The organism is Prolixibacteraceae bacterium (assembly GCA_019856515.1).
Taxonomy (GTDB): domain Bacteria; phylum Bacteroidota; class Bacteroidia; order Bacteroidales; family Prolixibacteraceae; genus Halosquirtibacter; species Halosquirtibacter xylanolyticus.
The window spans coordinates 1,152,421-1,175,667 of sequence record CP082230.1; the positions used below are offsets into that span (position 1 = coordinate 1,152,421).

A 23,247-nucleotide genomic window follows, 5' to 3' on the forward strand; every position below is an offset into this window, starting at 1 on the left:
GATGCAAATAGAAATTCAAGACGAACAGTTTTATATTGGGATAAACTGGGGAGCAATACATGAATTAGGTTGGTTTAACTCGACCTATAGTATTCCGGTGGATCTTGATATAATATGCTACCAAATAGACGAAAATAATCAACTGGTTACAACACTAAAAATCGACACAAATAATATTGAATGGGGAGAGCTTAGCGAAGATGACATGAGTGGAGACATGAATGGGAATGACCATGAAGACAATGAATGGATATTATTTAAGTCATCTCATATTCCACAAGGGAATAAATTGATTATAGCATCAATAAATTATACAGAACAAAGTTTATTTCGCATATCTCACTTTGATTATCGGATTTATAGAGGAAAGACAAACAATCCTGATCATATTTTCTATCACAAGAATATCAAAAAAGAGATTATAATTGAGGATGGTTCAGAATCTTTTATTATTGGTGTACTATCCAAAGAGAATGATAGGATCCTCTTCACTCCTATTAACAAGCCCTCCGACCACAAAGAATCAATAGGCTTATTTGAAGAGATTGTATCTTTAGAGACAACCTCACAGGCCTAAATTTAGCACAGGATTATTAGTATAGCAGAGCCATTAATTAGAATTAATGGCTCTGCTATACTAATAATCAAAAACAATTATCATATATTTCATGAAATTCAACGATTCTTGACACCTACTTTCAGAACACGTTCTCTATAGGATTTAGGAGTACACTGACATTTACGTCTAAAGGCTGTTGTAAAGTGTGAAGGATACGAATATCCACACTGAATTCCAATCTCATGAACAGAAAGTGACGTCTGTTCTAAAAGCACTTTAGCATGATTCATCCTATAATCAAAAAGGTAACCATATATTGTATTTCCAAACAACTCTTTAAATCCGATCTTCAATTTCTTTTCATTCAAACCGACTTCCTTTGATGTAACTACTCAGGTTCTTCAGATAGGTTTTAACCGACAAAAACTTCAAATACGTTGATTTGGTGTACAATGTTGATAAATAACAATGTATTTGTTGATTACTTTTAGTTGTTATCTTTTCTATTTTGACCATAAGAATAGATCTTTGCAGGCATGAATAAAGTTGATCGTTTAGAAAAAGAAAACAAGGCATTAAAAGAGCAAGTACAATCTTTACTGGCAAAATTAGACATTGTTATGTCGGAGGTAAGAGCTTTGTCAGAAGAAAATGCGATGCTTCATGCTAAGATTAAGACTCTTGAAGATCAACTATCACGTAGCAAGAAAAATAGTGGTAATAGCAGTTTTCCTCCATCTAGAGATTTATCAACAGTAAAGAAGAACCAATCTCTTCGCAAGAAATCTAATAAAAAATCAGGAGGTCAACTTGGTCATAAAGGCATGACTTTATTTCAAGATGCCACACCGACCGATATCGAATCTCATCATCCTTTAGCTAAGTGTAGTTGTGGAAATAGACTGAATCCTGAGGATGCTAGGTTGCTATGCAAGCGTCAAGTTTTTGATATCCCCCCTGTTATTGAACCTATATGTATTGAGCATCGTCTTTATGAGAATAGATGCAGTTGTGGACAAATCCATAAAGGAGCTATGCCATCCAATGTTAATGCACCAGTTCAATATGGTCCCAACATACGTTCGCTAATTCTTAGTCTGCATATAGAGCACTATATCCCTTTAAATCGGATTAGTTCGCTAGTAGAAGAGCTGACTTCCTATAAAATAGGAGATGGAACTATTGACAATATTTTAAAACATGCAGAAAAGGTATTCACTCCCCTATATGAATCTCTACGTCAATCTATTGAAGATGCCAATATAGTTGGATCTGATGAAACAGGTTGTAAAATAGATGGCAGTAAAGGATGGATGTGGGTTTGGCAAAATTATGAACTAACTTTTATCACAGCACATAGATCTAGAGGGTATAAAGTTGTGGAAGAAAATTTCAAAGATGGATTTACTAATGCTACTTTAGTAAGTGACTGCTATGCTTCTCAACTAAAGACCCCTGCCAAACATTATCAACTATGTCTAGCTCATTTACAACGCGAATTAATCTACATAAAGCAACAGACCAATAATAGATGGGCACAAGATATATTAGATCTCTTTTCAGAAGCCATGAAATTAAAACGGGAAGCTGAAGAAAAAGATTTCCCACTAGATAAGGAAGCATCATTTAAGACCAAATTATTAGAACTTCTGAATATCGACATAAATGACGATCAGCTCGATGAAATCAGAACATTACGACAACGATTAATAAAGAAAATCGATAGTGTGTTTACTTTCTTAAATCATTATGAAGTACCGTTTGATAATAATGCTTCGGAAAGAGCAATGCGTAACATCAAGGTAAAACAGAATGTGTCTAAGGGATATCGCACAGAAGAAGGGGCGCAGAGGTATGCCATGTTGCGATCTATAACCGACACATTAAAGAAACAAGGAAAGAGTGTTCTGAACATGATCGCATATTGGCTATCATGCAATAATGTTAACTTAAGCTGGGAATAGATAATTTTGAAAGTTATCTTCTTGAAGCTCTATTTAAAATCTAATAGAGGCTAAACTATAATACTACCTGAGTAGTTACCCTTTGATAGAATAGAAATAGAAGGTGGAACATCAAAACGGTGTTGTATAATCTCTCTAGCTTCATACAGTTTGTCGACATCATGTTGTTTTAGACAACATGGGCAAAATTCTGAGTTTGTTACAAAAGGAATCACTTGCAGATCTAGTAACATTTTTACCTTTTCTTCAATATAGTCAGCCTCTGAATCTCCCATTAGAAAGCCATGCTTTATCTGTGCAATCAACATTCGTATTTCAGATGAAATTATAGTATTTTGATTAAAAAAAGCCCCAGATTGACCATCCTTGTATTTATGATAAATGCATTTTAAAGAGGAAGGTACATCTTGTAATACATGATCTATAAATGAATCCTCTAATATAACACCGAAAGATGAACAGTAGTCATTAGATCGAAAATTCGTATAATTGGATTGAAGAGGATTAAGTGACCATATGTTGTGGCTATTCTCTTTTACAATACTTTTGTCTCCTGAATTAGAAAAAAGAGGTGTTCCATTCAGCATAAAATGCATTGCAAAAACTGGGGTTGCTATATTTTCATAGATAGTGACATCATTATGAAATAAACAATCCCATTGTGTAATCACACACTGATCTGTTTTTTTCATAGTACATCCAAGACTACCCATTTTACTTGAATCTTGGAAACGAAAATATTTCATTTTATAATTTACGTCTAACTCTCGCACTAGACAATTTCCTATTTCCATCACTTCGTTAACATCATATACAAATTTATACTTCATTATTCCCTCACATATAATTTTTAGTTCCTCAGATTAAATAAAACGCAAAACTTTCACGATTACTTTGCAATGTAGAACAAGAATAAATAAAAATAAAGTTATCATAAATTGGACCATTATGCTATCCCTATAAATGGGGAATTGCATCTCCGAACAATTATATCAAATGAAACAAATCAGTAAAGTGTTCTTTATTGTGTTACTATCTATGCTAGTAGGGACATACTCGCATGCACAGAATCTAACCTTTAAAATAAAAGGTATCATTTCAGATAAAAATACAAAAACACCTATTATTGGAGCTTCAATACTAGTAAAAGAACAAAAAACAGGCACCTCCACAGACAAAGATGGAAAGTTTGAATTAACATTATATGGAGATAAATCGACACTAATTATCTCCTGTCTGGGATATCTAAAAGAAACATTCTTCATAAATCAAAAAAACATCAATTCAGAATACAATATCGAACTCACGCCTACAGAAGAACGACTTAAAGACGTAACAGTTACAGGAAAATCTGAAGCTCGATTACTGAGAGAGATGGCACTTCCCGTATCTGTTATCTCGATGAATCAACTTCAAGGAACAGTAAGTGATATTAATGACATTCTAACCAAAACTTCAGGAGTAAAAATCCGAGCATCAGGTGGAGTTGGTAGTACATCTAAAATTTCGATTCGTGGCCTTGAAGGAAAAAGAGTTGGTTTCTTCATTGACGGTAACCCAATGAATACAAATCTAGATTTTGTCAATATTAATGATATTCCTGTTGATATGATTGATAGAATCGAAGTATATAAAGGTATTGTCCCTGCTAAATTTGGAGGATCATCAATTGGAGGTGCTGTTAATATTGTATTAAAAGAATATCCTCCACGATATATGGATGCAAGTTATACGATACAATCATTTAATGTTCACAAATATTCTACTGCCTTAAAAACAAACAAAAATGGTATAGAGATGGGAGTCGGTGGTTTTTACACTGTTGCCAAGAATAATTATGACATGAAAATACCAACGAGAAAAGAATTGAAAAATAATTCTACAAATACGATTATTGATGTAACTCGAAAACATGATCGATTCGAAAAACTAGTTATTGGTGGAGGTATAACGTCTAAAAGGTGGTATTTTGATAAGATGAAAATTGAACCTGCCATCGTCATAGGTTCAAAAGAAATACAAGGAATCGAATATCCTGTTTTAGAAGCCCATACAAACTCCAAAGCATTCATTATGAATGGGCTCTTAGAAAAAAAAGATTTTCTCATTCATGGTTTAGACCTCGATTTTGATAATACTTATACCTATGCTATCGCTGAATTAGTTGATACTGCAAAATTTACATATGGATGGGATAAACAAATCTATCCTTCAGCAAGTAATTACGGCGGAGAGGTAGGAAAGACACCAAATAATTCTCACGATATAAATGAAACTTTTATCCAAAGATTAAATTTTAATTACCTTATCAGCAAAACACAAAGCATTAATTTTAATTGGCATTTCCAATTAGTAAATGGAAGCCCTAACGACACAATAAAAGACAAAGCAATTGGTTACAAAACATCTTTCGACAGCAAGATGCATAGTATTACATTGGGGATAAACCATGAGTTTCATTCACTCAATAAATTTTTCACCAATTCAACCACCTTAAAATATCACTACTACGATATCAACACTAAATCCATTGTTGCATATGGAATGAGCCAGTCTCAAAAAATTAAAATGAGCAAATCTGACTATGGAATAAGCGAAGCAATTAGACTGAGATTCAGCCCTGAACTCCTTATCAAAGGATCGGCAGTCTATGATGTTCGAATTCCCACAAGTAACGAATTATTAGGAAATGGATATACAATAACTGCATCTGGAAACTTAATGCCAGAAAAAAATCTTTCATTGAATATAGGATGTTTATTCCTCAAACAGCAAGGGAGTAGAAAGTTGGTTGAACTTGAATTCAATGCATTCTACAATCATCTAACTGATTATATTAAACTAAAAGGAAGTGCACTTTTGAGTAAATACGAAAATTTTGGCATTATTGATTCGAGAGGAATTGAAGTTGAAGCAAAAAGTGATATCACTAAATTCCTATACCTATGGGGTAATCTAACGTATCAAGAACTTCGTGATAAACGTAAGACTTTAGCAGAATCAATAATTGCAAACCCAACATATAATTCTAAAATGCCTAATAAACCTTCTTTCTATGCGAATGCAGGATTAGAATTACACCATGAAAATATATTTGGAGGAAAAGGTCATAACACTCGACTATTTGGTGATGCATCTTTTATTGAAGAATATCTTTATGACTTTGAACAAAGTATATATCAAAAAAGAAAAATCCCTCAATCATTGACCTTTAATGCAGGAATCGAACATAGTTTAAACTTCCAACAAATATATCTAACGTTACAAATTAACAATATAACCAATCAAAGAGTGGTTTCAGAATTTAACAAACCTCTTCCTTTAAGAAATTATGCCTTTAAAATAAGATTTATAATTAAATAAAATAATCTAGATGAAAAACTTTATACTACTATTAATCGCAATTACGGCTCTTTATTCATGTAGTAAAGATAATGACGTAGCAACCTCAGAGACAAGCAAAGGGAATATTCTCTTGTCCACAAGAATAGCCAATAGTGATGGCACTTCAGGTAGCGCATATATGCAATTAATTAATAAAATAACACCAAGAACAATAAACAATAAAAGAGCACTACCTACATCATATTCAGTTCCTCCTATAATAATAGGCAAAGAGATATATCAGATTCCGGGATTTAGCATGCAGAATGATTTAATCATACGACACAAGTTAGACGGGAATCAACTCATAGAAGATATGACTACTGTTCTACCAGCAAAATCTGGAGCTGTTTCACTTGTCAAACATGACAATAAGATCTATATCTCAATGAACTATTTAGGCAAAATTTTAATTTTAGACCATAGTACTCTAAAAAAAATTGGTGATATTGATTTATCTATATACGGTGTGGGAGATCAGAATCCTGACCCTGGGATTATGGTTATTAGAGATGGTCTCCTTTTTGTAGGATTAAATCAACTTGTAGGAGGCTATACACCGACAAAAGAAAGAGCCGAATCAGATGTCTTAATTGTGGATACTAAAACAGATAAGATCATTAAGAAAATTACCAATAGAACTGCACAATTTTCTATGCCAACAAAACCAGAAGCTGATGAGAAGTCTATTTTTATTGACGAAAATAATGACATATATATAAACTGCATTTCAGGATTTGGAGGCTTAGGCCATAAGTCCGGATTTCTCCGCATCAAATCGGGAGAAACTGAATTCGATAAGAATTATACTTTCGATATCACAAGTACTCCTGTAAAAAATGGCAAATACAATCCATCATATTTAATTCACATTGACTATTTTAAAGATGGAGAATTGTATGCTACTGGAAATGTAAATGAATATTATAGCCCGACCCCTAGTTACACAAAAGATAAAACTGTTGTATCATATAAAATTAACCTTCGAAACAAGACCATCGAGAAATTAGACTTACCTCGAAGCAACAACTATGGGGCGTCAGTAAATATTGTAGATCATCAAGTTCTCTTTGGGCTATCTACAGAAACCGGAAATGGATTTTACTCTTATGATATTAAGATAGGAAAAGTAAGCGACAGTCCTATCATCAATACAGAAGGTTATCCAGAAGCAATAAGCAGAATTCAATAATAGAGCTTGACATAAAAAGATGAGTGTTAGAAACCTTCAATAACAGAAAGGATTCTAACGCTCAAACTCTATAATGATATTAACATCTAATACTTTCTTAAAAAAGACAATACGTCATCTGCTGCATTTTCAGCACTTATCAGTGCACCATCAACAGTCGCATAAACCATATAATCACCAGCAAGAAAAATTGGACCTTTTAGCGATTGATCACGAGTCAAACAGATCAATTTCTTCAAATAGCCAGGAGAAAAAACAGGAAAGGCATATGCAAATCTTGTAATATCATATCCAATTACTTCATCCTGAAAAGAGTTAAAATATTTATTCATAGATCGATATGTCCTTTCTAATATCTCTTTATCACTTCGTCTAACAAAGTTAGAGTCACGAATATCCTTAGGAGCTAAATAAGCTGATAAAATAGACTTTCCTCTATAGTCATTTGATACTTGAGGACGAATCGCATCATACAAAGTAACTATCTCATCCATATCAAGACATGATACAGACCATGTCCGATGTAACATACGCTTTTTGGTAAAAAAGCTTACCGTAATATAACTGGTATAATCAATGCTTTTGAGAATATCACTTGCAATTAACGAGATACTACTTCCTAATATCTTTGCTGTTATTGGTGCTGGTGTTGCCATTACGACAGATCTAGATCTTACTTGATATGATTTACCCTCTTTTTGATAGCAAACCTTAACAATATTATCAGTTCCAACGCTAACATGGGCAACCTCTGCTCCTTTTATTAGTCTATTCTTCAAACGTTCTTCTAAAGATTCAACGATGCTATACATTCCATTCTCGAATGAGTAAACTTCACTTTTATCAGAAGCCTCATTATCGGGAAGATCAAATGTCATTTCAGGGATATTAAATAACATGGAATAATTCGCATTATTTGTACCAAACAATCCCCGATTCTCTACATCAACAAATTTCTGGACAATAGGTGGATATCCTTTCTTCATCATCCACTCCTCAACAGACAATTTATCTAAATAATCATTTTTATTTAATTTCTGGATATCACTCCATACTGCTTTTTCTATTCCTTTATGATCAAGCTCCCTCAGTTCTGTCATGAGATCGAAATATTTTCTTCTCTCATCGTTTGTCATATAGTCAAGAAGCTCTTTTCCAAAATAGAACTTACCACCATAAGCCACTCCATCTGTAGGAGCTGGAATAACTTTGGCATGAACATCCAAGTCTCTAAAAATTCTTCTCATATATCGTTCAGGCTTACCGATATACTCAGTCCCTTTAGGGTAATGAAATCCATTCCACTCTCCGGTCAGACAACGACCACCTACATTATCAGACTTCTCTAATATTAAAACATCTTTTTTCTCTAAGAAGTAGGATGAAAACAAACCACTAAATCCTCCACCTACGACCACAACGTCGTAGATCTTATCATCAGATGATTTGAGATTATCTTTTGCTTGACAAATTCGATGAGAAGCTCCTAAAACCAAAAGCAGCAATAGTGAATACATATAATTCATAACACATTTTTTTATTTGTGTGACAAAACTATGACAATCGAAGAAGGTATTCGTCTCAACATATAAGTAAGGATAAGTTTTCGTGATTAAGAGAGTCCTGCCTTGCAAGTGAACACTATATATCAACTATAACCCTGATCCTTAAACTTCATTGGTGTGACCCCTACATTCTTTTTAAATGCATTATAAAAAGCTGATTTCGAATTAAAACCAACTTCAAATCCTATTGCAGAAAGCGTATAATCAGAATATTTAGAGTCCATTAATAGGCGCTTTGCATCCGATACTCTATAGTCATTAATAAACTCGTAAAAATTTTGATGGAAATACTCATTTATAACTTGAGACAAGTGATGCAAAGGCACATTTAAAGAGTCCGAAAGATCTTTTATTCGGAGCTGTGGGATCAAATATGGCTTCGAGCTATCCATATATTGCTCTAATTTACATTTTAACAGAATCGAGGCTTCTTGATCTAAAGTCGACTTTGCATATTTTATGACCTGACCACTCGATTCGACCACCACATCAGAATTTACATCTAATTCATGAATGATGTGTTTCGAATATTTATGAGAGATGATGGCATCATAACATATTGCGATCAACACCAAGAAACTAGAAATTGATAATATTTTGAAAAGCATTTTGGAATAAGGGAATCCTAAAAAGGTCAGGTATACAAAAATAAATTCAATACAAAATACCAAAAGCCCGCTGTATATAACATATCTTGTTAAATGAAGGTCGACTTTTTGAATATTCGAAAGAGAGTCTTTTAACTCAAAGTTATATTTCTGTATCTGAAGTAATGCTGCGAAGAGATATGCAGAGTTTAACACAATTTCAAAATTCCATTCCCATAAACTATCTCCAACATCAGCTTGAAAACTACCATATGTCGCGAGATCAAGGAGCTTTTCATCAGATGACAAAACATAATAAGGTAAATAAGATAGGATCGATAAAACAAAAGGAATTAAGAAAATAAGATCCACCTTTTCAAATTTAGTTGATCGTTGAGAATATCCTTTTGTATATATAAAAATTAATGCTCCTTGTAACATTGTAAAAGGCTCAGTAACATATAGTAAATGAACCATATCAGAAGGAAATACCTTAACTAGACATTGTACTACAACTTCAACAAAAAGAATAACTACGAGTAAGATAAGAGGTAAGTACCTTTTCTGTTCACGATAAATTTTCAACAAACAAAATAGGGTAAACACAAACCCTAAAGTTGAAATAGACAACAATGAGAGCCAAAACAAACTACTATGATCCATTCGATTCTGGAAGATTTTTAATGAAAAAAAGATTGAATTACGAAGATATCAAAAATAGAAGTGAAACACATAATGTATGGTCCTTTTAATATTCTGCATAAAATACGAAACAAACTATAACCTCTCTGATTCCTATATATTTAGTATATTGCTTTAATTAGTAAAACGAACATACAACTAATTATGAAGAAACAACTATTAACCATTTGTATGATACATGTCCTTGTCTTACTAGGTCATACAGCTAAATCACAAAACAGTTCAAATGACAACCTTAATTTGTATCATCGAATTGGCAAGATAAAGGATGATAATATATTCAAAACAAGGGACTATTTTAATTGGGGTGGATCCATCATCAAAGGAGAGGATAATAAATATCATCTGTTCTACTCTCGATGGAAAGATAATTTCTATGGATGGCTAACCGCCTCGGAGATTGCTCATGCAGTATCATTAACCCCTAGTGGACCATGGAAATACGAAGAAACAGTAATTATGGGTAGAGGTAAGGGACATTGGGATGCCATAACAGCTCATAATCCTAAAATCAAGTATTTCAATGGTAAGTATTACTTATACTATATCTCTACAAATGCTGGGGATATGAATTACACTCGAAAAATGTTACTTGACACCAATGGTAAGAGCCCACAAGAAAGTCAATTACGTAAACTCTTACGTGAAAACCAAAGAACGGGTGTTGCAATTTCATCAAGTATAACAGGACCTTGGAAAAGATTAAATAGTCCTATTATAGAACCAAGTGGCCCAATTACAACACTTACTGTAAATCCGGCTATTGCAAAAGGGGAAGATGGGAAATACTATCTAATCGTTAAAGGGGACAAGCCCAATGAAAAACGTTTTATTCGAAATCAAGCAATTGCTATCTCGAATTCACCTAAAGGACCATTCATTATGCAAGAGAAGCCAGTTATAGATAACCAAGATACAGAAGACATGTCCTTATGGTATGATAATAATAGAAAACTATTCTACGGAATATTTCATGCTCATTCTTACCTTGGGTTGGTTGTGTCTGCCGATGGGAAGAACTGGAAAAAATCACAAAATGAAGTGGTACTCAAGAAGAACGAGGTTACAAAAATAGGAGCTCCAGATCAGCCACAAAGGATGGAACGCCCATTTATTTTTGTCGAAAAGAATAGCCCGACCACACTACTCACCTCTGTTAAAACAGAAAAGCAGTCCTACATTTTAACGATACCAATAAAACCTAGCACCAAATAATATTAAACAGAATAAAGGGTAGAGTGCATATGCTCCCTACCCTTATCAGACATTTAACTACTAAAGTATTGATGTCGTTTCTCCTTTTCTTAAAGATAATGTTTTGTTTTCACCATTGAATACAAAAGTAACGTCTCTATTTATCTTAGATGTTCCTTTTAACAATGTAACTTTCCCATCTTTCCAAGACATGTCAATAGTAATACCTCCTCTTGCACATATCCCTTTTACAGTACCACAACTCCACGCTTTAGGCAATGAAGGGAGTAGTGTGATTTGTTCATTGTTAGATTGCATTAGCATTTCAATCACTCCAGCTGCACCACCAAAATTCCCATCAATCTGAAAAGGTGGATGAGCATCAAGTAGATTAGGGTAAGTTCCCCCTTTATTTTTACTTCCAGGTTCGGTATATCTCAATAGTTCTCGATACATCTTATAAGCCCTCTCACCATCATGTAAACGTGCCCACAAGTTAAACCTCCATCCTTTGGACCAACCTGTTGTCTCATCTCCTTTAATCTCCAATGCTTTTGCACATGCTTTTGCTATTTCTGGAGATTCATCCACTGTTATATGATTCCCTGGAAACAAGCCATATAAATGTGACTGGTGTCGGTGAAGTGGATTCTTGTCCTTCCAATCATGATACCACTCTTGAAGACTTCCATCTTGTCCAATCTGATATGGGTACATATTCTCTAAAACAGAGGTGATACAATCTTGAAATTCTTTATCAATACCTAATGTACGAGCAGCTTCTCTAGTTTGAATTAAGCACTCTCGGATAATTGCTAAATCTGCTGTAGCTCCATACAGAGTAGCACCAACAAATCCTTTATCAGTAACAAAAACATTCTCTGGAGAGGTAGAAGGTGATGTAATCCAATTTCCATTTTTATCCTTGACCATCCATTTTAAACAGAATAGGGCAGATCCTTTAAGTAATGGATATGCATCCTTCCTTAAATATTCCAAGTTCTGTGTATACTCAAAGTGGTTCCATAAATGAGTAGCTAACCACGGGCCACTCATATTCCAAGAAGCCCATCTTGGATCTCCTTGACCAAAACCACCAACAGCATTTGATATCGCCCAAATATCAGAATTATGACAAGAGGTCCATCCCTCATTAATACCGTAAAAGCGCTTTGCAGTTACTTCACCACTCGAAGCAATATTTTTTATAAAAGACAACAAAGGTTGATGAAACTCTGATAAGTTTCCACTCTCTGCCAACCAGTAGTTTTCTTGTGTATTGATATTTAAAGTATAATTACTACTCCATGGTGGTCTTATCATATGATTCCATATTCCCTGCAAATTAGCTGGCACCTCTGGTGTTCTTGAACTAGAAATCATGAGGTAACGCCCAAATTGAAAATATAGACTCTCAAGATTAGGATCTTCAGCACCTTTTGCATAAGCTTTTAATCTAACATCAATAGGTTCATTTGGAACGGTATTTTCACCTAAAGACAACGAAACACGATTCATATAAGAACTAAAATCATCAATATGATTTTTTCTAATTTCACGATAACCTTTACTTTTTGCAGCCTCTAATTTCTGTATTGCATTCTCTTTATAAGGTTTTCCTTCGAGGACTGGGTCTTTATCATATCCATTAAAACTTGTTGCTATAGAAACACGAAGTTCTGCAGTGGTAGCATTTCGAACTGAAAGTGTTGTATCTTTTACATTTATTGAACCATCACATTTATGCATATTAAGAATGGTGGCAAAATGAATACCCCTATCTGGGTCAAAACGAATCGGGTCTACCACATTCTTCCGATATGCTGGGGCAGCAAAATAAGGAGCATAACCATCAACAATTAAATCATCAGAACTAGATGTAGTTGAATATCGCAATTGACTATCAAAACGCACATCAAAATTCAGTGCTTCCTTTTCATTTGTTTTAATTCGTATTACCATCATCTGATCTGGATATGATATAAAATAGTCTCTTTGGAATTTTACTCCATCGACTTCATAGTAGACCCTTGAAATGGCATTCTCTACATTAAGATCACGATAATAGTTTTGGTAACTATTTTGATTTGGAAATTCAAGATACAATGTTCCCAGTGGAGCATAAGAAGCACTAAAATGACCTTGAAATCTCCGATTCAATTTATTTGCTTGATTATAGTCTTCATTCCTTAACATCTCTCTTATCTTCGGAATTTCCTTAAAAGCTGTAATAGTATCATACCCACTTCTAGGTTCTCCACTCCATAGAGTTGCATCATTTAGATATATCTTCTCATTAGATACTCCTCCAAAAATAGTCGCACCTATCTGACCATTTCCGATCAACAGACTCTCTTCGAAAACGGACGCAGGCTTGTCATACCATAACGTTGACGTTGGGGATTCTTTATCAAGCTCAAAGTCACCGCTACAGCTTGACAGAATTAGAAAACACAACACTGTAAATAACATTGATTGTTTCATCATATGATTTGTTGTTTTATTAGTTAATCTAATAACAAAGTAAATAAATTAAATCGGTTGAATCAATTATTTAACAATAAAACCGCAGACCGGTACAGACCAGCATTTTATCTTTAAGATAAGTTTACAACACATATATAGAAGGACACACTTTCCGTATTTTATGTCATTTTATTGCTACCTTTATTCAGACACTTCTTAACAGATGTTCAATCAGTTAAGAAGCCATCTTAACTAACAACAAACACATAACTACACCCGTATGAATCTCTCAAATCACAATCGATCAAAGCCAAAACTATGGCTAATTATCTTTTTCACCTTAATATGCCACTCATTAGGGGCACAAAACATCTATCATGAAAGGTGGATAGACTTTAACAAGAACAATACAAAAGATATTTATGAAGATCCCACTGCTACGATAGAAGATCGAATTGAAAATCTTTTATCTCAAATGACTATTGATGAAAAAACTTGCCAAATGGTTACTCTATACGGCTATGGTAGAGTTGCCAAGGACGAACTCCCGACAAAGCAATGGATGAATAAACTATGGAAGGATGGGCTAGGAAATATCGATGAAGCATCCAATGGGGTTTACCCAAAAGCAAAATACAAATATCCATATAATAAGCATGTTTGGGCTTTAAATGAGATCCAAAAATTTTTTATCGAGAAAACGCGTTTAGGTATACCTGTAGAATTCACTAATGAAGGAATTAGAGGACTAAACCACTATAAATCGACCTCTTTCCCTGCTCAAATAGGAATGGGATGCACTTGGAATAAATCCTTGATGAATCAGATCGGAAAATGTATCGGACAAGAAGGATTTGCACTTGGTTACCACAACATATATTCTCCAGTTTTAGATGTGGCAAGAGATCAACGCTGGGGAAGAATCGTTGAAAGTTTCGGAGAAGATCCATTTTTAGTTTCTCAATATGGAGTTGAGATTGTAACAGGAATACAATCTCAAGGAGTGTCCTCAACACTTAAACACTTTGCAGTCTATTCAGCCCCTAAAGGAGCAAGAGATGGACATGTTCGACTAGATCCACACATTACAGTTAGAGAACTCCACAATATCTATTTATATCCATTTAAACAGGCAATTAAAAAAGGACATGCTAGAGGCATTATGAGTTCTTATAATGATTATGATGGTGTCCCGATTACTGGCAGTTACTATTTCTTGACGGAGCTTTTACGAAATCAATATGGTTTTGATGGTTATGTTGTTTCTGATAGTGATGCTGTAGCTTGGCTTCACAGTAAACATCGTGTCGCCACATCATATAAAGATGCTGTTTATCAATCTGTCATGGCTGGATTAAACATTAGAACTACATTTAATGACCCTATGAACTTTGTTCTACCTCTTAGAGAACTAATCAATGAGAAAAAAATTCCAATTACAATCATTGACAATAGGATTAGAGACATACTAAGAGTCAAATTCAAAGAAGGTTTATTTGATTCTCCATTAAGAGATCCTAAAAAAGTCAATCGTATAGTTCGTAGTGATAAGCATATCGATCTATCAAAACAAGCAAGTAAAGAATCACTTGTATTGTTAAAGAACAGAGATAATTTGCTTCCTCTTGATATTTCAAAGTATAAGAATATCCTTGTTGTGGGCCCAACAGCTCAGAGTAAAAGTAGCTCTATAAGTCGCTATGGTGCATTAGGTATAGATGTTATTACTGGATACAGAGGAATTAAGTCTGCATTTAGAGATAAAGCCACCGTTGACTATGCCAAAGGAAGTGAGCTCTATGGAGAGAAATGGCCTGACTCGGAAGTCTACAATACACCAATGACAAATAGTGAAGAAGAATTAATTAAACAAGCCATCACAAAAGCACAAAAATCTGATATCATCATTGCTTTTATGGGAGAAGATGAAACGATGGTCGGAGAAAATCTAACAAGAACAAATCTAGATCTTCCAGCAAGTCAGAAAAGACTCCTGATGGCACTAAAGAAATGTGGAAAACCGATCATTATGGTGCTTATTAATGGACGCCCATTATCAATCAATTATGCATCTAGGGAGATGGATGCCATTATTTGTGCATGGTTTCCTGGAGAATTTGGAGGGGAAGCTATTGCTGATGTCATCACTGGACAATACAACCCCGCAGGGCGACTTTCTACAACTTGGTTGAGATCCGTAGGTCAGATTCCATTTAATTTTCCTTACAAACCAAGCTCACAATTAGGACAAGCACAAAGTGGCCCTAATGGCACTGGAGACAGTCGTGTCGTTACATCTCTGTACCCATTTGGTTATGGACTATCATACTCCAATTTCCAATATAATAAGCTTCAGATTAATAATAATCTAAATACCCCAAACCCGAATTTACAAATCAGTTTTCTAGTCACGAATATCAGTAATATTGATGGTGATGAAGTTCCTCAGCTCTACATTCAAGACGAATATAGCAGCGTTACAACCTATGCATGGCAATTAAGAGGTTTTGACCGTATTCACATTAAAGCAGGACAATCAAAGAGAATCGTCTTTAATATTACACTAGATGACTTAGAACTACTAAATAGAAATATGAAACAAGTAGTTGAGCCTGGCACATTTAAATTAGCTATTGGAACATCTTCTAAAGACATAAGGTTAGAAGGACAATTCTCCATCTCTGACAATAAATAGACACTCTATGAAAAATCTTCTTTTACTCATCATGATTTCATATTTGTGGACCTCATGTAACACAAAGACATCGATTTCAGCACGTCATTCACTCACAAGCTATGTAGATCCATTCATTGGCACTGGTGGACATGGACATACATTTCCTGGAGCAACAACCCCATTTGGAATGGTACAATTGAGCCCAGACACACATCTTGACGGATGGGAGGCAAGTTCTGGATACCATTATCAAGATTCAATAATCTATGGTTTTAGTCATACACATTTGAGTGGGACGGGAATTGGGGATTTAGGAGATATTTCAATCCTCCCCTTCTCTGTCGCATGGAATGACTCAATTTATGGAGCTTTTGATAAATCATCAGAGAAGGCATCTCCTGGATTCTACGAGGTATACCTAAAAAACAACGAGGTCCTTGCGAAGCTAACAGCAACACCTAGAGTCGGCATACATCGTTATGAATACAAAAACCCTTCACAACGTAAGATATTGATTAATTTAGAGCATACACTACAACAAAATTGGGGTCATACACCCATGAACAGTAGGCTTTCAATTATAGATAACAAAACAATCGAAGGTATAAAAAGAACCACAGGATGGGCATATAAACATCAAGTGGCATTTAGGATGGAATTCAGTGAGCCATTTAATAAATCTACATTTCATCAAAAGAAAGGAAAAAATAATACGAAAGATGCATACGGAAAGGATATCTCTCTAGAACTTAAATTCCCAAAAACAAACAAACCATTAATCATCAAAGTTGCAATATCTCCAGTGGACACAGAGGGCGCTAAAATTAATATGAAAAGGGAAGCAACTTCTTGGGATTTTGAACAATTTGCTGAAAATGCAGATAAATTATGGGAAGAAAAGTTGTCTTCCATTGTCATCGGAACAGAAGATACCACCTTAAAGAAAGTCTTTTACACCTCTCTCTACCACTGTATGATTGCACCATACACATACCAAGATGTGGATGGGAGATTCCTAGATATGCGTAGAAAGACTAAACGAGCAACACCAAACCAGGTTAATTACAGCGTGTACTCTTTATGGGATACATTCAGAGCACTTCACCCTTTATTAACTATTATTGAACCAAATATGAGTACGGAATTTGCGTCTAACCTTATGCGTAAAGCATCAGAGGGTGGAATTCTACCCAAGTGGCCACTAGCTTCAAATTATACTGGAACAATGGTCGGTTATCCTGCGGTCTCAGTACTTGCGGATGTCCTCACAAAGAATCTCTATAAAGGGGATAAGAATCGTCTATTAGATGCTACCGTTTTAGCATCCACTTATCATCCGGAACTACTAGATTCAATTCAAGAACCAAGAGCAAGCCGACTCATGACGAAACATATTTACTTTAAAGAAAGAACAGGAATCATCCCATCTGATTCGATATCAAAATCTGTATCCAATGGACTTGAAATGGCATACTATGATTGGTGTATATATAAAATTGCAGAAGAGGTTGGCAAACAGGATATCGCCAAGTCATATGCAATTAAAGCAGACTATTATAAGAATTATTTTGATCCACAAACTGGCTTTATGAGAGGAAAACTAGGTAATGGTAAGTGGAAAACACCATTTAATCCCAAATACTCTTCTCATGAAAATAGTGATTATACAGAGGGAAATGCATACCAATGGAGTTTTCTAGCCCCACATGATCCAATTGGACTAGTTGCAATATATGGTGGGAAGGATATATTTGAATCTAAATTGGACTCTTTGTTTCATACTAGCTCAGAAATCATTGGAGAAAAAGCTTCTGGTGATATCACGGGACTTATTGGTCAATATGCTCATGGTAATGAACCAAGTCATCACATTGCCTATCTATATAATTGGACCAATAGTCCTTATAAAACACAGGAGATGCTAGATAGTATCATGAGTAGATTTTACAACGCTACTCCCAATGGAATTGTAGGGAATGAAGACTGTGGACAGATGTCTGCTTGGTTTGTTCTCAACTCACTTGGATTCTATCAATTTTGTCCTGGGAAACCGATTTATCTTCTAGGACGACCACTTTTTGATGATGCAAAGATTAGAACAGGAGGCAAATATTTCACAATCGTTGTACATCATAATTCAAAACGAAATAAGTATATTCAGAAAGTTTTACTTAATGGAAAACTTCTGCAAGAAAGATGTTTCAAACACAAAGAATTAGTTAAAGGAGGCAAAATAGAATTATTCATGGGACCGAATAAGAAGTCTTAATTAGGGTATTGTCCACATGATAAGTTTAACCTAATGATGAGTAGAGGTAGCAACATAAAAAAAGATTCCCCCAAACCTTAAATATTACTTCTTAGCTATATATCATGTGCTACCTCTACAATACGATAAATTTACTATCTGACAAATAAACGACATTCTTGTTGTATTTTACAAATCATGATACCTGTTTTTTCTATAGAATTCATCTATTTTATACAAAAATCGCTAAAAAGACTTTTTTTATAGAAAAACAAAACATTTCATAAAACAAGACCATGTCAATAAATATTATTGTCATCCAAATATTATCTCAGCAACAATAAAACCAACGATATTAAGAATTGAATAAAAACACCGAGTGGAGCTCTATAAAAATTAAACCAGAACTTAGTAGTTTCTTGCATTTTAAAACGAGCTGTTCATTGTAAGAAGAACATTGCACACTATACTCAGCTGTAAACTTATCTAATCTGAGTTAACCATATTTTATGCATCTACTTTAGTCTTGAATCTTACAGGCACTTTGCTTCAAACAAACACTATCATTTATGGCAATCGGGTAGATGGCTGGAAGATATTTAATCTTCCAGTACACCTCCCACACCACCGTACGTACGGGTCTCGTATACGGCGACTCCCTAAATCACGACTTTACTTTCTGATAATAATCACTTAGCGTAATATAGCCTGCCTTCTCCAAATTCTTATTCGTTATAGTCGTTTGTAGAATTGGACTCTTTGAAATGAAATGCGCCAATACTTTTTCCTCGTATTAGCATATTCATACGCTTTGCTCTTCAAAACTCCGATCAAATATGCCGCATGAAATAATGATAATTCGCCATCGGGTTAACACTTACCTTTTCGTAGTTCTGTTATTAAAACTTTTCGATGAAATCTGAGATAATCTTTTAAGGATTCCACCTGCATCTCATCAACTCCATGACTCCCTTTATTTCGATAAACCTGTAAATAAGCCTTATTTAGGTTATCTGATTCTAGGACTCGTTCTAATAAATTATCTGTTGTAATGGTCGTTTTCATAATGGCTTCAGTTATCCCATTGAAAGTGTGCGCTCTTGAGTTATTATCGAGTTCCGCTCTACCTTCACTCAAGTAGCTATCTTCCGATATTTTCTGCATTGATCCCTTCATTAGGTAACAGTCTGTATTATGAACAATTTAAGATTCAGTCCTTCCTGTAAAGTGGATACAGTACTATGACCTCGGCTGACTTCTCACAGTTAACTTTTTGTGAATGGACAGGAAAAAAAATACACTGTATCCATCTGTGAGACCTCCCATGGTAAGGAAATTAACTTTCACTCCATCTATCCGCCACATCTACGGTATAAACTCCGTGTAGAATTCGGACTTCACTTTGTTTGGCAAGCTTATCCAGTTATATACCGCCTAATGAGATTCGTATACCTCGGATCAGAGTTTTGCATACGGCTTCCTTCAGGTTATACCTCACGATAAGCACCCTTGCCTTCTGCTAGGTGGTTGGCTCTACAAACCTCCACTACGGACTTGCACCGATTAGTTAATTTACATGCATGGCACACCAAAAAAAGGGAGTTGGTAAAACCAAGCTCCCTTTCATAAATATAAACACAATTTACATCAAAGAAAATACTTCAAATCGGGTAATCTTCATATGGTTATTCACCGTACGAAAACCAAAGAACCCCTTCTTCAAAGGTGATGGATCATACATCTCAAAGACTAATGCACCATCTTTCTTATATCTTACCCAACATCCTCGAACCTCAATACGTATTGTACTCTTTTTATTAGGAACAATCTGATATCCCTCAGTACGATAATCATACTCTAAAGGCATTGGACGATCAAAGTTTCCTGTATATTTTCTAAATCGACTCTTAGTATTGTTATGTCCTCCAAACCCAACATAATAAAGTTTCATCTCATTATAATCATAGAATTTACCAACTCTTTTAGGCTTAGTATGAAAGAAATCAGTAGTCTGTCTAGGATCTTGAGCCATCCAGAAGCAATTCAAATCGCTCACTCGATCATATTTACCTCCATTAGAGATTACGGTTGCATCATATTCAATCGCAACATCCCCTTCTAACTTATTCTTAAACCAAACAGTGCAACCTTTTTGGTCAACAATCTCCATCTCTCCGTTCTCAACCGTAACTGAAACACCTTTATATTGCTCAACAACCCAATTCTTTTTGTCTCTCAACATGTCTGAATATACCAATTTAGGTACTGCAGGAGCCAACTGTTTCTCGTATGGGTAAAAGCGAGATGTCTGTTTTCCGGCCCAATCTCCCATATTCAATGGTACTTCTAATCTGTATAAATCTTTTTCTTCCACTTGCAATGCAAATAAAGAATGAGCCATTTTTCTATTTACCGTAACAAATAGCTGACTTTGATTCTGAAGAGGATCTGACGCAACAATGTCAACTCCATATTCAGTTTCTTTACATGTCATGATTACTGGTTTATCTACAGACAATTCTAATCCAGAAGGCAAATGAACAGTACCAGCTTTATAAAAAACTAATTGTGATTGATTACGATGACTACTATATACTGCTTGAACAGTTTCATTATTAGCAACAAGTTGTAAAGATGTTTCGGTTACCTGTGCCATCATATCCAAAGCGACTATCGTAGGAAAGATAATATAGTTATAGTGGTCAGTATGTGTATTATCGATTGAAAGAGAGAACACATCTACTTTTTCCACATCTCCCTTCTTGTACACTTGATCTAGATCACTCCAATCTCCAGTTCTTTGACATGCATCTAAAATCACTGAGACTTTGCTACCCTTTTCTGGTGTGATTAAATATCCAACACCATCTTGAAGAAACCAACTATCTTGAGTAATCTCAAACTCTTTGTATGTATAATCCCCCTTCTCTATTTTTCCTTTCTTTCCATTGACATAAAATTCAATATCACTTTTCCATCTTGATTGATTGATATTTGTCAACACCTTACAGTCCGATTTTTGCTTCTTATGAATACTATTTCCAGCAAATAAGATCTGATCTTTCTCGTAAAAGTACCCTTTGTTTGCAGTAATATTTGAAAAATCATTTTCTCTCTCTTGCTGGAAAGCAGCGATAGCCTGATAACCATCGACAAGACCACCAGCAAATACATTTAAACTCTTATTGTTACTCCCCCAGTTGACTAATGGAATATCTTTTTGTGAACGATTTTCAGCGGTAGTACCTGGAAGGTGTTGAAAATTCAATCCGACTTTTACATCATTATATTCGTTTCCATCTTTTAGAATAAAAAAAGTACCATCACCAAAATGGTAATTCTTTTTTCCATTCCCATTTCCGCTCTCAGGACCACTAGAACGTCTTGATCGCATCTTTAAAGAGGTGAAATAGCGATTCTCTCGGTAGACCATCATATCACTATTAAAGAAATATTTTGCCAAAAATGGATACGAATTAACTTCTAATTGTTTTACCAAAACCGCCAACTCGTCATATCGTGCTAATTGCTTACCACCAACATCCTGAAGTCGTTTAATCATCTGAGCCAGATGTCGAGGTTGATTATCACTACCTTTCTTAGTGGTATGTCTACCCAGAACATGAAAGTCAGATGAATTTCGATAATAGTGATACGAAAGTCCATTCAATATTGCATCTTGAATCTGATTTAATGCATGTGTAGATAGTGCCCATTTAGTCCCCTTGGTTCTTGCACCATATTTTAAGATATCATCAAGCCAACTTGTTCCGTATCCAATCCAATAATCTTGTCCTGTACCTCCATTATGCTGCCACCATGAGTAGTCCGATTGCAATCCAATACCCTCATTATGAGCATCTGTAGAAAACGAAATATTTTTATGCATCAGATCCAGTGCATGATGGTTTTTACTCATTGCAACATATCCAAACATTCCATCTAAACGGTACCCAATATTTGCTCCTTGAAATGTATCAACATTAATTCGACTACCAAATGCACCTTCAGCAATCATTGCCATCTTAGAAATATTTTCTTGCTGAGTACTCGGATCTATCTTTTCCAAAAGCATACCTACGACAGAACTCATTCGAGGTTCTTCAAAAGCTCTCTTCGTCCAATTTGATGAGATCACATGATGATCTGACCAATAACCAATAGCTTTAGTAATACGTTTTTGATCCTTCTTATCTACATCTTTGGGAGTATGATACCAATGCTGAACTAATGGTAGAATCACATCTCTCATGGACATTGCATCACTTTCATATCCTTTAATTTCACCATCTTTCTTTAATAGCTTGATCGTTTGATCAAAATCTACCTTTTTTTGTGGAAATTCGATGGCATCATCAAGCACTTTTTGATGTACTTTATTTAGATCATCTTGTTGTGCCAAGCATTCTTTTGGAGCAGCCAAACTTATTAGAATCGCCACACACAAAAAAGATCTTTTCAATGAAGTATAGATATTCATAGTTGTATTTATAGTATGTTTTATGTGGTTCTGTCAATTATCACTATACACAATCCAGATCAAAAATAAATCAAATAGAAGGATTACCATTAGGACACTTCATTCGCGATTATTAAATGACATAGTCTTATGCAAACGATATAACAATGATACTAAATATGGCGTAGTAAATTTGATAAAAAAGTCTAAAACCACAAATTTTGTACGATAAATACACTAATCTGAATTT

The 23,247-nt window shown here is 34.8% G+C and carries 14 protein-coding genes; 7 read left to right on the plus strand and 7 right to left on the minus strand.

Annotated elements, in window-relative coordinates:
* The first annotated feature begins 1 nt into the window (after window position 1).
* Window positions 2-577, plus strand: coding sequence for a hypothetical protein (locus tag K5X82_03945; protein ID QZT38056.1), 576 nt, complete (start codon window positions 2-4; stop codon window positions 575-577).
* Between the two features lie 98 nt (window positions 578-675).
* On the opposite strand, the gene K5X82_03950 is transcribed toward K5X82_03945, so the two are convergent.
* Complete coding sequence (locus tag K5X82_03950) at window positions 676-927, minus strand: AraC family transcriptional regulator (GenBank protein QZT38057.1); 252 nt, start codon at window positions 925-927, stop codon at window positions 676-678.
* A 168-nt stretch (window positions 928-1,095) separates the two neighbouring features.
* Between K5X82_03950 and K5X82_03955 the strand changes: the two genes are divergently transcribed.
* Complete coding sequence (locus K5X82_03955) at window positions 1,096-2,523, plus strand: IS66 family transposase (protein ID QZT38058.1); 1,428 nt, start codon at window positions 1,096-1,098, stop codon at window positions 2,521-2,523.
* A 50-nt stretch (window positions 2,524-2,573) separates the two neighbouring features.
* Here K5X82_03955 and K5X82_03960 read toward each other — a convergent pair whose 3' ends face one another.
* A complete protein-coding gene (locus K5X82_03960) occupies window positions 2,574-3,353 on the minus strand; it encodes a hypothetical protein (protein ID QZT38059.1) in 780 nt (259 codons plus the stop codon).
* Between the two features lie 166 nt (window positions 3,354-3,519).
* Between K5X82_03960 and K5X82_03965 the strand changes: the two genes are divergently transcribed.
* Complete coding sequence (locus K5X82_03965) at window positions 3,520-5,886, plus strand: TonB-dependent receptor plug domain-containing protein (GenBank protein QZT38060.1); 2,367 nt, start codon at window positions 3,520-3,522, stop codon at window positions 5,884-5,886.
* A 10-nt stretch (window positions 5,887-5,896) separates the two neighbouring features.
* Entirely contained in the window at window positions 5,897-7,099 is a 1,203-nt protein-coding gene (locus K5X82_03970; GenBank protein QZT38061.1) for a hypothetical protein, read from the plus strand.
* Between the two features lie 86 nt (window positions 7,100-7,185).
* Here the strand turns inward: K5X82_03970 and K5X82_03975 are convergent, their stop codons facing one another.
* Both K5X82_03975 and K5X82_03980 read right to left on the minus strand, forming a co-directional pair.
* A complete protein-coding gene (locus tag K5X82_03975; protein ID QZT38062.1) occupies window positions 7,186-8,625 on the minus strand; it encodes an FAD-dependent oxidoreductase in 1,440 nt (479 codons plus the stop codon).
* Between the two features lie 122 nt (window positions 8,626-8,747).
* Window positions 8,748-9,914, minus strand: a complete 1,167-nt coding sequence (locus tag K5X82_03980) for a helix-turn-helix domain-containing protein (protein QZT38063.1) — start codon at window positions 9,912-9,914, stop codon at window positions 8,748-8,750.
* Window positions 9,915-10,097: 183 nt separating this feature from the next.
* On the opposite strand from K5X82_03980, the gene K5X82_03985 reads away from it, so the two are divergent.
* Entirely contained in the window at window positions 10,098-11,168 is a 1,071-nt protein-coding gene (locus K5X82_03985; protein ID QZT38064.1) for a glycoside hydrolase family protein, read from the plus strand.
* A gap of 60 nt (window positions 11,169-11,228) precedes the next feature.
* On the opposite strand, the gene K5X82_03990 is transcribed toward K5X82_03985, so the two are convergent.
* On the minus strand, window positions 11,229-13,634 hold the full coding sequence (locus K5X82_03990) for a glycoside hydrolase family 95 protein (protein QZT38065.1): 2,406 nt from the start codon (window positions 13,632-13,634) through the stop codon (window positions 11,229-11,231).
* A 259-nt stretch (window positions 13,635-13,893) separates the two neighbouring features.
* On the opposite strand from K5X82_03990, the gene K5X82_03995 reads away from it, so the two are divergent.
* Both K5X82_03995 and K5X82_04000 read left to right on the plus strand, forming a co-directional pair.
* On the plus strand, window positions 13,894-16,308 hold the full coding sequence (locus tag K5X82_03995) for a glycoside hydrolase family 3 C-terminal domain-containing protein (protein QZT38066.1): 2,415 nt from the start codon (window positions 13,894-13,896) through the stop codon (window positions 16,306-16,308).
* 7 nt (window positions 16,309-16,315) lie between these two features.
* Window positions 16,316-18,559 (plus strand): GH92 family glycosyl hydrolase, encoded by a 2,244-nt coding sequence (locus K5X82_04000; protein QZT38067.1) that lies wholly within the window; start codon window positions 16,316-16,318, stop codon window positions 18,557-18,559.
* Window positions 18,560-19,408: 849 nt separating this feature from the next.
* Here K5X82_04000 and K5X82_04005 read toward each other — a convergent pair.
* Together K5X82_04005 and K5X82_04010 are read right to left on the minus strand one after the other, a co-directional pair.
* Window positions 19,409-19,702, minus strand: a complete 294-nt coding sequence (locus K5X82_04005; GenBank protein QZT38068.1) for a hypothetical protein — start codon at window positions 19,700-19,702, stop codon at window positions 19,409-19,411.
* 478 nt (window positions 19,703-20,180) lie between these two features.
* Window positions 20,181-23,018 carry a DUF6250 domain-containing protein gene (locus K5X82_04010; protein QZT38069.1) on the minus strand — a complete coding sequence of 946 codons (2,838 nt, stop codon included), beginning with the start codon at window positions 23,016-23,018 and terminating at the stop codon, window positions 20,181-20,183.
* Between the last annotated feature and the right edge of the window lie 229 nt (window positions 23,019-23,247).